The sequence below is a fragment of the Paenarthrobacter sp. NPDC089675 genome, assembly GCF_044749185.1.
GTDB lineage: Bacteria > Actinomycetota > Actinomycetes > Actinomycetales > Micrococcaceae > Arthrobacter.
The window spans coordinates 120,106-132,756 of sequence record NZ_JBIVHM010000005.1; the positions used below are offsets into that span (position 1 = coordinate 120,106).

Here is a 12,651-nt window from a genome sequence, read left to right on the forward strand (position 1 = left end):
ACTCCCCAAACTTGTAAGGAGTCAAAGTGCTTTTTGCGCCTGACACCGAGGTTGCGCTGCGCAGCGTCGTCAATTTGATCAACACTGCGGCCAATGGCGACGAACACCTGGCCACTATGGACCACCTGGACGCCTTCCTCGCCGCAGAAGGCTTCTCCGGTTCGCGCACCAAAACCCCGGCAGAGCTGCGAAGCGTCAAGCGGCTGCGCAGCGAATTGGCTGCACTCTGGGCTGCAGATGAAGACACCGCCGCCAAGTCCGTCAACAAGCTCTTGTCCGACGCCAAGGCCTTGCCGCAACTGGTGAAGCACGACCAATGGGACTGGCATCTCCACGCGACCACTCAGGAAGCTCCCCTGGCCGACCGCATGGGCACGGAGGCGGCGATGGCGATCGTCGACGTCATCCGCAGCAAGGAAATGGACCGGATGCGGGTCTGCGCCGCGGAAGACTGCGACGCCGTGGTCCTGGACCTCAGCCGCAACCGTTCAAAGCTCTACTGCGACACAGGTAACTGCGCCAACCGCACCCACGTGGCAGCGTACCGGGCAAGGAAGGCCGCGGAGGGAGAGTAAACAAAAGCGCTCCCCCACGAAGGTGGAGGAGCGCTGGACACTAAAGACCGCCGTCGCGCGTTTCCGGCTCATCAGGCGAGCCCGGCGAGGAAGCGCCGCCGTGCGGGCGCTTGGAACTGAGGTTCACGCCCGAGCCCTTCCCCAGGTGCTCGGCGTTTTCCTTGTAGCTCATGGAGAGCATGGCGGCCACCACGAGGCTGACGATGAAAGCGATACCGGCGCCGGTGAACGCGAGGTCGAACCGGGGCGTGTGCGCGCTGCCGCCGGAAGCGAAGATGAGCACGGCGAAAAATGCCAAAACACCAAAGAATGCGGAGAATACGAGCGGTCCCTTGACCGAGGTCCGCATCTTGCGCGGCTCTCCTGGTTTCTGGTCTGCCACGGTCATTCCTCCAATAATGGCGGGCCTCATGGGCTCACCGCCGGTCTGCAAAAGTTCTACAAGGAGTAGAACGTCCAGCTACTAGTTTACGGCCTCCGGCGAAGCGCCGGGAGCAGAGGCGCCGGTGGCCGCCCGCGCATCGTGACGCAGGGTCAGGCCGGAGAGGATCCACAGCACCCCCGTGATGATCGCGCCGCCACCAGCCACACCCAACAGGGCATGGGCGCCGAGCGGAATGAAGAACGGCAAGGCGATGGCCGTGCCCACGGAGATCACCCCGGAGATCAGCCAGTCGCGGGAAAGCGAATCCTTCTTCTGCACTCCGCGGGTGAGTTCGGACGCGCCCAGGACCACCAGAGCCACCAAGGCGGACAGCCCCGCACCGGCATCCGACTGGGTCACCAACGCGCCGACGCCACCTAAGGCGATGACCACGGGCACAAAGACCGGCAAGGCCCGCCAAACAAAGACCGCAGCAGCAGTTGCCAGCAGGTAAAGCCCCGTGGCCCAGGCCAAGACTTCAACCGAGGGGCTGCTCCAGAACGCCGTAACCACCCCAAACACCAGTGCGACCGCAGCACGGATCAGCACGGGTTTCCAGAGTTCAACCACTCGGGCAGAAGGAGTCAGGGCGGAATCAGCTGGGAGAGTCACGCATACAGTTTAGTGCGAACCCAGGACCATCCACCGATCGGTCCGCGCCCGGAGCCCCAGGGTCACCCCGCGCGCCAGCATGTAGCCCAGCGCAAACGCGAGCCACAACCACACCAGCCCCGCCGCGCCGTCGGGCCTTGCGAGGTGGACGGCCAGCAGCAGCGGCAGGTACACCGCGAGATTTACGACGCCGGCAATCGCCAAGTAGCGCGCGTCGCCGGCGCCGATGAGAACACCGTCGAGGACGAAGACATAACCTGCCAACGGCTGCCCGGCGGCGAGGACCCACAAGGCAGCGGTGAGGGCGGCGTGGACTCCGGCATCGGACGTGAAGATATACCCGACCCAGGGCGCGGCCACGGCCAGAAGGACGCCCGTGATCACACCGAATCCAAGCCCCCAACGGACCATGGTGCGCGTCAGTTCACGGGCACGCCCAGCATTTCGGGCCCCGAGTTCCTTGCCAATCAACGCTTGGGCAGCAATCGCGAGCGCGTCGAGAGCGAAGGCAAGGAACGAGAAGATGGTCATCGCCAACTGGTGTGCCGCGAGGTTCACGGCACCCTGGGCGGTGACCACAACCACCGTTGCAAGGATGGCCAGGCGGAGGCTGAGGGTACGGAGCATGAGCCACGATCCCACCTTGGTCATGGCCCGGATTCCGTGCCAGTCCGGCCTAAGGGAAACGCCGTGGTTCCCGGCATTGCGGCCCACCATCACCAAGTACACGGCAGCCATGGCCCACTGCGCGATGCTGGTGCCGATGGCCGATCCAGCCACGGACAGATGCAGGCCATAAACCAGGAACCAGTTAAGGGCGATGTTTAGCGCAAATCCCGCAGTCGCCACGACCAGTGGAGTCCGGGTGTCCTGCAATCCGCGCAGTACACCGGTCCCGGCGAAGACCAGCAACATGGCGGTGAGGCCCGGCATGGACCAGCGCAGGTAATCCACTGCGAACCCTTGGACGTCGCCGCTCGCGCCCATGAGACCCACCAGCGGCTCGGCAAAGATGAACCCCGCAACGGCGAGGGCCACACCGAGCAATAAGGCGAGCCAGACGCCGTCGCGCCCTGCCGCGAGGGCCTTGCCGAGCTTCCCGTCGCCGATCGCGCGGGCGACTGCCGGCGTCGTTGAATATGCCAAAAAGACCATCAATCCAACTGCGGTGTGCAGAACGGTTGAGGCAAGCCCCACGCCGGCGAGCTGATCAACTCCAAGGTGCCCCACAATGGCCGAGTCAGCCAGGAGGAACAGGGGCTCGGCGATGAGAGCGCCGAAGGCGGGAACAGCCAGGCGCAGGATCTCGCGGGCGTTCGAACGGCTGGGAGCGGTTGTGGTTTCGGGCACTAAACAAGGTTAGTCCGCCCGCAGCCGAGTACATTTGAGGCCGTGTCACACGAGCAACCCATCACTGTTTCCGTTGCCCGCACCATCCTCCCCGGATACACGCGGCAAGCCAACGCGTGGGCGCATGCCGGCCAGGAGTTGGCCCGTGAGTGGCCGGGCTATCTGGGCTCGGGATGGGTTCGGAACGGTGCCGACTCCAATGAGTGGCACATGCTGTACCGGTTTGCGGACGCGGAATCGTTGCAGGGCTGGGAGCAGTCCGAGGAGCGCCGGTGGTGGATCGACAGCGCCCGGGACATGATGGAGACTACGCGCGTGGAGCGGCACACTGGCATCGAGGGCTGGTTTTCGCAGCCGGGCGACGTTTCCCTGGTGGTTCCGGAGACGGTGGTGCCGCCGCGTTGGAAGCAGGCCGTCAGCATCTTCCTACCCTTCTTCCCGCTCAGCCTGCTGGCCAATTTCCTGCTCCACCCGCTGACGCAGGAGTGGCCGCTGGTGTTGCAGGTGCTGCTCAACATCGTCATTCTCACGCCGTTGATGACCTACGTTTTCCTGCCGATCACCACGCGGCTGCTGCAGCCGTGGTTGCAGGCAAAACCACGACGGCGGTAAGCGGAACCTTGCGCTGGTCCGCGCGCAGCTCCGAGAGAAACGTCACGAAATGTAGCGATTAGTTGACTCTTCAACTTAATTTCGCAAGGGTTGAAGGCATGAACAAGTCCAGCTTGACCACCACAGCCCTGACCATCCTGCGCGTCATTGCAGGATTTCTCTTCGCCGCGCACGGTTGGCAGAAGTTCAACGAATTCACCATTGCAGGAACGCAAGCGTCCTTCACCCAGATGGGAGTGCCCGGCGCTTCTGTCGTAGCCCCGCTCGTCGCAACCCTCGAGCTCGTGGGCGGCATCGCCCTGATCCTGGGCCTGCTGACCCGCGTATTTGCGGCACTGTTGGCCATCGACATGCTCGGCGCACTCTTCCTGGTCCACGCACCGGCAGGCGTCTTTGCTGCGAACGGCGGATACGAACTGGTCCTGCTCTTCGCAGGAGCAGCCCTTGCCTTGGCGTTGGCCGGAGCAGGCAGGATCTCCGCCGACAACGCACTCTTCGCCCGCCGAGGATCCAAGCTCCGCGTCCTCGCCTAGCCCCACCCCCGACCCTCTCTCACCAAACACCCCCTTCACCCGGACGCTCTATCACTCCCTTGGAGGGAGTGATAGAGCGTCCGTGGTTAACGGGTGGAAAGTGATAGAGGGTCCAGCGTCCGTGGTTAACGGGTGGAAAGTGATAGAGGGTCCAGCGCCTGCAGTCGAACCCGGAGGCCACTGTCTGTCCCCACGAGAACGGCGACGTCCGCCAGCGTGGTGATGACGGCGTCGGCCTGTGGCTGAAGCTCCGCGGCGGTTGCCGTTCCAACCACGCCAACCGCAAGGCAGCCCGCCGCGCGGGCTGAACGCAACCCGGCGACTGTGTCTTCAAAGGCAACAGGCGGCACGCCGTCCCGCGCCCAGCGTGTGCCGGCGCGGTAGGGCTCGGGGTGCGGCTTTCCATAAGCCACGTCGTCACCTGTTATCAGCAGCGCGGGCGGCATAATTCCCCCAGCGGCCAACCTGGCCAGGGCTACCAGGCGTGCTGCAGAGGTCACCACCGCACATCTGTCGTCAGGAACTGCGGCCAATAACTCGACCGCCCCCGGCAGCGGCGTTACGGGGGCCCGGGGATTTTGCTCAATTTCACCGAGCCGCAGGAGGGCCGCAGCTATGCGTTCTTCTGGAACAAAGGCCGCGGCCAGGTCCCGCGAAGTGCGTCCGTGAAACGACTCCCCCTCAGGAATAGCCACTCCTTCCTCGACGGCCCATTCGTGCCACGCCTGTTCCACCGCCGCGATGGAGTCCAGGAGCGTTCCATCCATATCGAAGAGAAATTCGCTGACTTCCCATTCGATAGTCCTTTTGTTGTCAATCCGGTTCAAATTGATCGTCCTGCTACTGCTTTGTCTGCGGGCCGGGGATGACCATCGTTTTGATCGCCAGGGGGTCCTTCTTGGCTTTCATCAACGACTCTTCAACGTCCTCAAGCCCGTATCGTCCCGTAACGATGCCTTCCACATCCACAGCTCCGGAAGCCAACAGCGCAATGGCGGTTGGCCACGTGTTCACGTACCGAAAAGTCCCTGTCAGTGTGATCTCGCGGTGCTGAATCATGGCGATGGGAACAGTCAGCTCATCCCCTCCCATTCCGACCAGACACGCAGTTCCACCCCGCTTGACTGCGGGAAAGGCCGGCAAAATGGCCCGTGCGTTTCCCGAAGCGTCGATGTAAACGTCGAAGTACTCTGCGTACTCGTCCAAACCGCTTGTGGTGGGATCCAAAGCAATGTCCGCCCCGTGCGCCAAGGCAAACTCACGCCGATGCGCGATCGGGTCGCTGATGACCACCTCACTGGCACCGAGGGCCTTGGCGACCTGGACATTCATGACACCGATCGGTCCTGCGCCGGTGATAAGGACTTTGTCACCGGCCTTCACACCCGCCCGCCGGGCCGCGTGTACGGCGACTGAAAGCGGTTCGAGAAGGGCTGCTTGTTCATCGGAAATCGACTCCGGAACAGCATGTGCAAAGTCGTCATCCACGATCACGTACTCGGAAAAGGAGCCGTCCACGGGCCAAGCGCCGTAAAACAGAATATCGCGGCAAAGGTGGTAACGGCCTGTCTTGCAGTAATCGCACTTCCGGCATGGGGTCTGCGGCTCAACCGCCACTCGCGTTCCTACGCGGCTGCTGTCCACACCAGGTCCAACGGCGACAATCTCACCGGCCGTTTCGTGCCCCAGCACGATCGGGCCTTCGACGACAATGTCACCAATGGAGCCGGTCTCATAAAAGTGGGTGTCCGAACCACAGACCCCCACGGCCGTCACACGTACCAGCACCTGGCCCGCCTGCGGTTCCGGAACTGCGACTTCCTGCAGTTCGATGGTCTTGGGTGAGGTCAGGACGCTGGCGCGCATGGTGGTAGGGATTGGCATGTGAATGTCCTTTCGATTCGGGAAGTATTCAGCCCTTGACCGTGCCGGCAGTAAGACCACCGACGATCCAGCGCAAGGAGAAGAGGGCAAAGAGGATGCCCGGGACCATGGAGACGACAGTGGCAGCCGCCATCGGGCCCCAGTCGATGGACTGGTAGGCGATGTACTGCTGAATGCCGGTGGTGATCACCTGAGTGTTTTTGCCGCTCAGAACAAGGGGCAAGGTGTAGCTGTTCCAGGCCCAGATGAAGGAAAGCATCAGGCTGGCGCCAAGACCCGGGGCGATCAACCGGAACAGCACGTGCCGGAACGCCGTCCAACGGTTTCCACCGTCCATGGCCACCGCTTCTTCCAGCTCGACAGGCAGATCCTCGATGAAGGATCGGAGCATCCATACAAGCATCGGCAGCGTTACGAGCTGGTAAGCCAGTATCAGCCCCAGATAGTTGTCGTACAGGCCGATCTTTTGAAAGATCAGGTACAGCGGCAGGATGATGAGCAGCTCTGGAGCGAAACGCAGGGACAGGATGCTGAACGCAATGTTCTCGCGGCCCCGGAACTTGAAGCGGGCCAGGGCATAGGCGGTCGGAAGGCCAACCAGCAAGGTCAGCACCAGCGATCCCAGCGTGACGATCAGGGAGTTCACAAACGGTGTCATGAACGCGCTGCCACTGAGCACCTTCACATAGTTGTCCAAGGTTGGAGCAAAAAAGAACTTGGGCGGATAGACCACGATGTCGCCTGGCGTCTTGAAGGACATCATCAGAATCCAGACAATCGGCGCCAACGCGAACACGGTCCAGAGCGTCAGAACGGTGATTGCGGCCGCGCGTCGAAGTTTTTTGGACCTTTCCCGGCGGGAAGTGCCGGGAACCGGAGGAGCCCCTTGGGCACGTGCCGCAGGCTTCACAACTGTGCTGCTCATGAAAATGCCTCCTTACGACGGGCCTTGAGCAGGAAAAAGGAGATGAGGTAGCAAAGAAGCCAGAGGACGATCAATGCTGCCATCGCGGCACCGAAGTTCAGGTTGCGTATGCCGTCCAGGTAGGCCATGACGTGAAGGTTGGTAGTTGCGTCTACAGGGCCACCCTTGGTGGTGGTGTAGATGATGTCGAACATCTTCAGCGAGTCAATGCCCCGGAAGGTGACGATGACCACCAGGACGGGCATGAGCATCGGCAGCGTCACCGAAACGAAGTTCCGAACCGGTCCGGCCCCATCCATAGCGGAAGCCTCGCTGAGCTCTTTCGGAACGCTCTTCAAACCTGCTTGCGCCAGGAGCATGACGAAGGGGGTGAAGATCCAGACATCGATCAGGACTACGGACCAGAGGGCACTGTCAGGTCCGTTGAGCCAGAGCAGCTTCTGGGACCCGACCGACTCCAGCAGCCAGTTCACAACACCGTTTTCGGTCAGCATGACCTTCCACATGAGAGCCGCGACCACCGGAGGCAGGAGCAGCGGAAGGACAATCAGCAACCGGAAAGAGTTTCCAATCCGGCCTACGTAGTTAAGGAGCATCGCCAGACCTACGCCGAACAGGCATTCAAGAACCACGACGACGACCGCGTAGCCGAGCGTTATGGCGATTGCATGCAGGCCCTCCCCGCTTGAAAAGAGATTCAGGAAGTTCTCGCCCCAATTGGGCACGGGAGCGCCCCGGTTGAGCCGATACGAGGTAAACGACCACCACGCCCCTGTGAGGAACGGGTAGAGAATGGCCACCAGCAACGCCAGGGCGGGTAAGAGCAAAAGGTAGGGAAGAGAAGGTTTGTGTTTCATTGGTTCCCTTGGTTGATGCAACTCTGCCCGGCGGTCGACGCGGCAGTGCGCCTTCAGGGACCGCGGGAAGCGTCGGCAGGGTTACTTGATGACGGCGTCGATCTTCTTGGCAGCGTCGTTGAGGGCGTCTTCCACGGACGCCTGTCCCAAAATTGCGGACTGGATAGCGGTGGCCCAGATGTCGCCTGCGTTCGTCCAGCTGGCCGACGGTGAATAAGGCCAGGACGCGTACTTCGACAGGATTTCCGTCCACGTCTTGTTGTAGTCACCCCAGCCGGCGGTGGCTTGGACCATCTCCGGGCTGTTGGCCACTGACACACGCGTTGGGTTCATGTTTCCAGCTGCGATGGCTGACGTAAGGAGCTCTTTTGAGGTGGCCCATTGCATGAACTGCCAGGCCGCCCCCTTGTTTTTCGACGATGAGTTCATTCCCAGCGACCAGAGCCACATGCTTGAGGAGCGGCCCTTGGGACCCTCAGGTGGCAACGCGTAGCCCACCTTGCCGGCAATGGCACTGCCCTTTTTCTCAAAATCGGGGGCCATGTGGTCAGCGTCGATATAGAACGCCGAAGTACCGGCCAGGAAGTCCTGCTGTGCCTCATACCAGGTGTAAGTGCTGGCGGCCTTGGGCGCCGTCTTCATCAGTTCCACCCATTTGCTGGTTGCCTCGATGCCCTCCGGCGAGTTCACGGTGGCTTTTCCATCGGTGATGTCCTTGACCCCGTAGGCGCCGGCGAAGGTGGAGAAGGGGTTCAGCGTGGGGTAAGTCTTGTCGCCACGGCTGACGAAGCCTGAGATCTTCTTCCCACCGAATTCGATTCCGTTGAGCTTCTGGGCGGCGGCGATGAGTTGATCAATGGTTTGCGGCACTTCAACGTTGTTGGCCTCAAGAATGTCCTTGCGATAGAAGAGCGCGTAGCCTTCCTCGTTCGCAGGGATAGCCCACAGGCCGCCTTTGCCGGCACCGCCGAAGTTGGTCTTGTCCCAGCGTTCAGCGCTCAACAAGGCCGGAAAGAAGTCGTTGATGTCGTAGTCCGGAGCAGTGTGCTTGGAGTTGTCCACCCACGGCTGCAGGTCTTCGATCCAACCGGCGGCGGCGTACTGGTAGTTCATGGGCTGCGAGGTCATGAAGACGTCGTAGGCGCCGGATCCGGACTGAAGTTCGGTCAGGATCTTCACCATGTAGTCAGATTCACTGAGGGTTTCAAGGTTCACCTTGATTCCGGTCTTGGTCTCAAAGTCATTCAGCTGCGGCTTGATCGCTGCGGAGAGCGGGTGCTCGCTCATCAAAAGATTGAGGCTTTTTCCTTCGAAGTTCCGCCAGCCGAATGAATCGACATCGGCGGTGGAATCCGCTCCGCCTCCGGGCGAGCAGGCCGCGAGCGTAGCCGTGGCGGCTACCGCAGTCACTGCCATTTGCACAACGGTGCGACGGCTGGGGCGGAAACGCTGGACTTCCATCATCTACTCCTTGGACTCGCTGCAACCCGGCGGCGTCGGTGCCACGGGGTGTAGATGAAAGACTAGTGAGAGCGCTCACAACTTGTTCTATGATGCTCAGGTGAGCAAGGAATTGAGCATGGAAGATCAGCTGCGCCACGTCTACGCGGCCATGCAGCACCTGAAATTCGGCCGCCCAACAGTGGATATAGCCGAGGAGTTGGGGGTGTCCCGCTTTGCCGTGGGTCGAATGGTGAAGTACGCCCGCGAGCAGGGACTGGTGGAAGTCACACCCCGCCTCCCCGACCCCATTGACGCCACACTTTCCAAGGCGCTGGCCTCCAGCTACGGCCTGGAGTCGGCCGTTGTCTGCATTCCCGCGGCTGAGGGTGACAAGGCCGCACGCGCCGCCATCGCCGCCGTCGCCTCCAAGCTCCTCTCTGAGCTCATCGAAGAAGACGACATCTTTGGACTGGGCCCGGGCAGAACCATTTTGGAGACCTGCGCGCGTATCCAGACCGCGCCGAACTGTGACTTGGTACAGCTGACGGGCGTCGCATCGACAGACGATGACAACCTGGAGGTCATCATGGAGTTGCGCCGGGTGGCACAAGGGCGGATGTACCCGCTTCATTCGCCTGTCATTGCGACTGATCACGTCGCCGCGCAGGTCATTCGGAGCCAGCCCGGGGTTCGCCAGGCTTTAAAGCGGATGGACCTACTGGACAAGGCAGTTTTCACCGTGGGTGGGTGGCCCCACAGCTCGCTCCTTGCCGGCCTCCTCGAGGAGGCGGGAGAGCTCGGCCCATTGATGGAACAGGGCGTCGCGGCGGAAATCGGCACCACCCTCCTCGACGCCCAGGGCAAGGAGCTCCACCTTCTTGACGACCGCATGATCGGCATCACCACACAGCAACTGGCTTCCGTACCGCTCAAGGTGGCCCTCGGAGGCGGGCCTGGCAAGAAACACGCTGTGATCGCAGCACTGAAATCAGGACTTGTGGATACCCTCGTCACCGACGTGGGAACCGCCAGGGCTGCATTGGCGGCCGTCAAGAGGTGAAGCGCCCCTAACCAGTCACGCCCGTGAGTTCGTTCGGCGTGTGCTCAAGCTTCGCCGACTTGGTCACCTTGCCTGCCTTCAGGTCCACAGCGTGAAGTGACTGCGTCGCAGGTTCGGTGACGAACGCCGTCGTACCCTGCACGAACAAGGTGGGCCGCGGGTCCTGCCACGTCTCGGACTCTTCCCATGCGGCAACCACAGGAACAGTTGCCGTGACCGCGCCGCTCAGCGGGTTGATGATGCGCAGGCCGCCGTCAGTACCCAGCACCAGAGCTTCACCAGCAGGTCCGCGCCCCAGAGAGCGGAACGAATAGCTGGTTCCAAGGTCCACCAAATGCAGGCTGGCAGTCTCAGTGTTCACCAACGAGATCCGTGTGGGCCGCTCCAGTTTGGCGGCCTTGTCTACTTTGTAGTCGCCAAGGATCACGGGCGACTTTTCCGAACCGGCCTGGTTTCCCATTCGGCCATACGAGTCGGGGCTGGCCACCTTGGTTATCGCACCGTCCTTGTAGACCAACATGCCGTTGGTGCAACCGACCACTACGGCACCACCGGCCGCAACGGCCTCGCCGTGCACGCCCGGGCAATCCTCATTCCGGGCGATTTCCGTCCGGTCCTGCCCCTTGCCGGCGGAAAGGATGGCAATCCCCGTACGGCTTTCCTCATTCCCAAGTGTCACCAACAGCTTGCCGTCCTCAAGTTCGACCGCCACGCCGTGGTGCGCTTCCGGCGTCGTGTAGATGTCCGTTGCCGGCAGCTTGCCATCGTCGACCGCTGCAGCGAGGGCTGAGGTGTCGAAGGATTCCACCTTGCCCGAACCGTCGTTGAAGAGCACCGCCTTCCCCGCATGGAGCACCACGTGGCCGGCCTTGTCGGCGACAAACTTGAGGTCGGTCAGCGCTGGGGCCGTGGTGTAGGAGTGGCTGTGGTCACCGTGAGGTTCGGTCCAAGCGCCGGAGTCGAACAGCCGGAAGGAGTCTCCCGTCGAGACGAAGACGTGGCGCCCGTCGCCCGCCGGGTTCAAGCGGTTGAAGCCCTCAAGGCTTGCCCCGCCCACGGCCTCCAGGCTTTTGGCATCCAGTACGGCTAGTCCACCGTCATAGGTGTAGACCAGTCGAGGCGTCGGAGCGCTTGCCTCCTTGGCAGAGGCAGTGCTCGACGATGGGGCGGACGCGACTTGATTGCCTGGCGCGGCGCAGGCGGTCAGGAGGACGGCTGAAAGCCCGACGGCGGCTGCGGGCGGGCACGGGAGGGTAAGGTGCAGTGAGTGACATGGCTTAAATGATATTGATTCTCATTTATGTGGCAAATTGCGGCTCGCACTGATGACGTCTGGGCACCGGGACAGGAAGGCCAGGACTTACTCACGTAACAGAAACACGCCGCCAGTAAACTGCCAGCATGAGCGAGTCCCCCGCTAATTCCGTGACCCTCCGCTTCCTCGCAGCCCCCATGGACGTGGGCCACAGCGGCTCAGTTGATGCCGGCACCGTCCTTGAATGGGTGGATAAGGCGGCGTATGCGGCAGCCGTGGGTTGGGCCAAGTCCTATTGCGTGACGGCGTACGTGGGAAACATCCACTTCGCGGACCCCGTGAACAGTGGCGACATGGTTGAGGTCACCTCCACCATCGTCTACACCGGTCGCTCCTCGATGCACATCCACACCGTGGTGAGCTCCCGGAACCCCAAAGGGGGCCCGGAGACCATGCACAGCCAGTGCATGGTGATCTTCGTGGCCGTGGGTCCTGACGGCAAGCCGATCCCCGTCCCGCAGTTTGAACCGGAAACACCGGAGGAGATCGAAGCCCGCGACCATGCCTTGGCGCGCATACAAGTTCGCGAGCAGATCGTGAACGCCATGAACGCCCAGGAATATACCGACGCCGGGACGGCCGAGCGCGTGACCCTGCGGTTCATGGCATCGCCGACGGATGTAAATTGGGGCGGCAAAGTACACGGCGGCATCGTCATGAAGTGGATAGACGAGGCAGCATATGTTTGTGCTTCGCGATACTGCGGCCGCGATACGGTCGCCGTATTTTCGGGCGGCGTACGCTTCTATCGCCCGCTCCTGATAGGCCACGTGGTGGAGGTGGAAGCAAGGCTCGTCTACACAGGCGCCAAAGGTATGCACATAGCGGTACATGTCCGCTCAGGTGATCCCAAAACAAAGGAAATGAACCTGACCACGTACTGCCTGACAGTCATGGTTGCCCGCGACGAGACGGGGACAGCGGTCCCGATTCCAGCTTGGGAACCCGTATCGGACGAGGACCGGAAGCTCCATGCCCACGCCCGCGAACTGCTTGAGATCCGCGGTCGGGCACCTGGCAACCGCCTTCCGGACCACCTCCTGAAAGCGGGCGGGAACTAA

Annotated in this window: 14 protein-coding genes; 5 read left to right on the forward strand and 9 right to left on the reverse strand. The window is 62.0% G+C overall.

Going from position 1 to position 12,651, the window contains the following annotated elements:
• Window positions 1-26: 26 nt before the first annotated feature.
• Window positions 27-575 (forward strand): CGNR zinc finger domain-containing protein, encoded by a 549-nt coding sequence (locus tag ACIPY2_RS12515; protein WP_400266710.1) that lies wholly within the window; start codon window positions 27-29, stop codon window positions 573-575.
• Between the two features lie 40 nt (window positions 576-615).
• Here the strand turns inward: ACIPY2_RS12515 and ACIPY2_RS12520 are convergent, their stop codons facing one another.
• The 3 genes from ACIPY2_RS12520 to ACIPY2_RS12530 form a co-directional block, all read right to left on the reverse strand.
• A complete protein-coding gene (locus ACIPY2_RS12520) occupies window positions 616-963 on the reverse strand; it encodes a hypothetical protein (RefSeq protein ID WP_400266711.1) in 348 nt (115 codons plus the stop codon).
• Between the two features lie 75 nt (window positions 964-1,038).
• Window positions 1,039-1,611 (reverse strand): hypothetical protein, encoded by a 573-nt coding sequence (locus ACIPY2_RS12525; RefSeq protein WP_400266712.1) that lies wholly within the window; start codon window positions 1,609-1,611, stop codon window positions 1,039-1,041.
• Between the two features lie 9 nt (window positions 1,612-1,620).
• Window positions 1,621-2,961, reverse strand: a complete 1,341-nt coding sequence (locus ACIPY2_RS12530; RefSeq protein ID WP_400266713.1) for an MATE family efflux transporter — start codon at window positions 2,959-2,961, stop codon at window positions 1,621-1,623.
• A gap of 42 nt (window positions 2,962-3,003) precedes the next feature.
• On the opposite strand from ACIPY2_RS12530, the gene ACIPY2_RS12535 reads away from it, so the two are divergent.
• Window positions 3,004-3,573 carry an antibiotic biosynthesis monooxygenase gene (locus tag ACIPY2_RS12535; protein ID WP_400266714.1) on the forward strand — a complete coding sequence of 190 codons (570 nt, stop codon included), beginning with the start codon at window positions 3,004-3,006 and terminating at the stop codon, window positions 3,571-3,573.
• Between the two features lie 98 nt (window positions 3,574-3,671).
• Entirely contained in the window at window positions 3,672-4,106 is a 435-nt protein-coding gene (locus ACIPY2_RS12540) for a DoxX family protein (protein WP_400266715.1), read from the forward strand.
• 125 nt (window positions 4,107-4,231) lie between these two features.
• Here the strand turns inward: ACIPY2_RS12540 and ACIPY2_RS12545 are convergent, their stop codons facing one another.
• The 5 genes from ACIPY2_RS12545 to ACIPY2_RS12565 all read right to left on the reverse strand — a co-directional run bounded on the left by ACIPY2_RS12545 (window position 4,232) and on the right by ACIPY2_RS12565 (window position 9,236).
• Window positions 4,232-4,933, reverse strand: a complete 702-nt coding sequence (locus ACIPY2_RS12545) for an HAD-IA family hydrolase (protein WP_400266716.1) — start codon at window positions 4,931-4,933, stop codon at window positions 4,232-4,234.
• A 13-nt stretch (window positions 4,934-4,946) separates the two neighbouring features.
• Window positions 4,947-5,990, reverse strand: a complete 1,044-nt coding sequence (locus ACIPY2_RS12550; protein ID WP_400266717.1) for an NAD(P)-dependent alcohol dehydrogenase — start codon at window positions 5,988-5,990, stop codon at window positions 4,947-4,949.
• Between the two features lie 28 nt (window positions 5,991-6,018).
• Complete coding sequence (locus tag ACIPY2_RS12555) at window positions 6,019-6,915, reverse strand: carbohydrate ABC transporter permease (RefSeq protein ID WP_400266718.1); 897 nt, start codon at window positions 6,913-6,915, stop codon at window positions 6,019-6,021.
• Window positions 6,912-7,772 carry a carbohydrate ABC transporter permease gene (locus ACIPY2_RS12560; RefSeq protein WP_400266719.1) on the reverse strand — a complete coding sequence of 287 codons (861 nt, stop codon included), beginning with the start codon at window positions 7,770-7,772 and terminating at the stop codon, window positions 6,912-6,914. Before ACIPY2_RS12560 ends, ACIPY2_RS12555 begins: the two co-directional genes overlap by 4 nt.
• Before the next feature lie 81 nt (window positions 7,773-7,853).
• Window positions 7,854-9,236, reverse strand: coding sequence for an ABC transporter substrate-binding protein (locus ACIPY2_RS12565; RefSeq protein ID WP_400266720.1), 1,383 nt, complete (start codon window positions 9,234-9,236; stop codon window positions 7,854-7,856).
• Between the two features lie 115 nt (window positions 9,237-9,351).
• Between ACIPY2_RS12565 and ACIPY2_RS12570 the strand changes: the two genes are divergently transcribed.
• Window positions 9,352-10,275: a sugar-binding transcriptional regulator gene (locus tag ACIPY2_RS12570; RefSeq protein ID WP_400266721.1), complete on the forward strand. Its 924-nt coding sequence runs from the start codon at window positions 9,352-9,354 to the stop codon at window positions 10,273-10,275.
• A 7-nt stretch (window positions 10,276-10,282) separates the two neighbouring features.
• On the opposite strand, the gene aztD is transcribed toward ACIPY2_RS12570, so the two are convergent.
• Window positions 10,283-11,563 carry a zinc metallochaperone AztD gene (aztD, locus tag ACIPY2_RS12575; protein ID WP_400266938.1) on the reverse strand — a complete coding sequence of 427 codons (1,281 nt, stop codon included), beginning with the start codon at window positions 11,561-11,563 and terminating at the stop codon, window positions 10,283-10,285.
• A 113-nt stretch (window positions 11,564-11,676) separates the two neighbouring features.
• Between aztD and ACIPY2_RS12580 the strand changes: the two genes are divergently transcribed.
• Window positions 11,677-12,651 (forward strand): acyl-CoA thioesterase, encoded by a 975-nt coding sequence (locus ACIPY2_RS12580; protein WP_400266722.1) that lies wholly within the window; start codon window positions 11,677-11,679, stop codon window positions 12,649-12,651.

What these genes read in the sequence shown, in the direction of transcription:
- ACIPY2_RS12520 (WP_400266711.1), bottom strand. Translation starts at nt 963, where the DNA reads ATGACCGTGGCAGACCAGAAACCAGGAGAGCCGCGCAAGATGCGGACC.
- ACIPY2_RS12540 (WP_400266715.1), top strand. Translation starts at nt 3,672, where the DNA reads ATGAACAAGTCCAGCTTGACCACCACAGCCCTGACCATCCTGCGCGTC.
- ACIPY2_RS12550 (WP_400266717.1), bottom strand. Translation starts at nt 5,990, where the DNA reads ATGCCAATCCCTACCACCATGCGCGCCAGCGTCCTGACCTCACCCAAG.
- ACIPY2_RS12555 (WP_400266718.1), bottom strand. Translation starts at nt 6,915, where the DNA reads ATGAGCAGCACAGTTGTGAAGCCTGCGGCACGTGCCCAAGGGGCTCCT.
- ACIPY2_RS12560 (WP_400266719.1), bottom strand. Translation starts at nt 7,772, where the DNA reads ATGAAACACAAACCTTCTCTTCCCTACCTTTTGCTCTTACCCGCCCTG.
- ACIPY2_RS12565 (WP_400266720.1), bottom strand. Translation starts at nt 9,236, where the DNA reads ATGATGGAAGTCCAGCGTTTCCGCCCCAGCCGTCGCACCGTTGTGCAA.
- ACIPY2_RS12570 (WP_400266721.1), top strand. Translation starts at nt 9,352, where the DNA reads ATGGAAGATCAGCTGCGCCACGTCTACGCGGCCATGCAGCACCTGAAA.
- ACIPY2_RS12580 (WP_400266722.1), top strand. Translation starts at nt 11,677, where the DNA reads ATGAGCGAGTCCCCCGCTAATTCCGTGACCCTCCGCTTCCTCGCAGCC.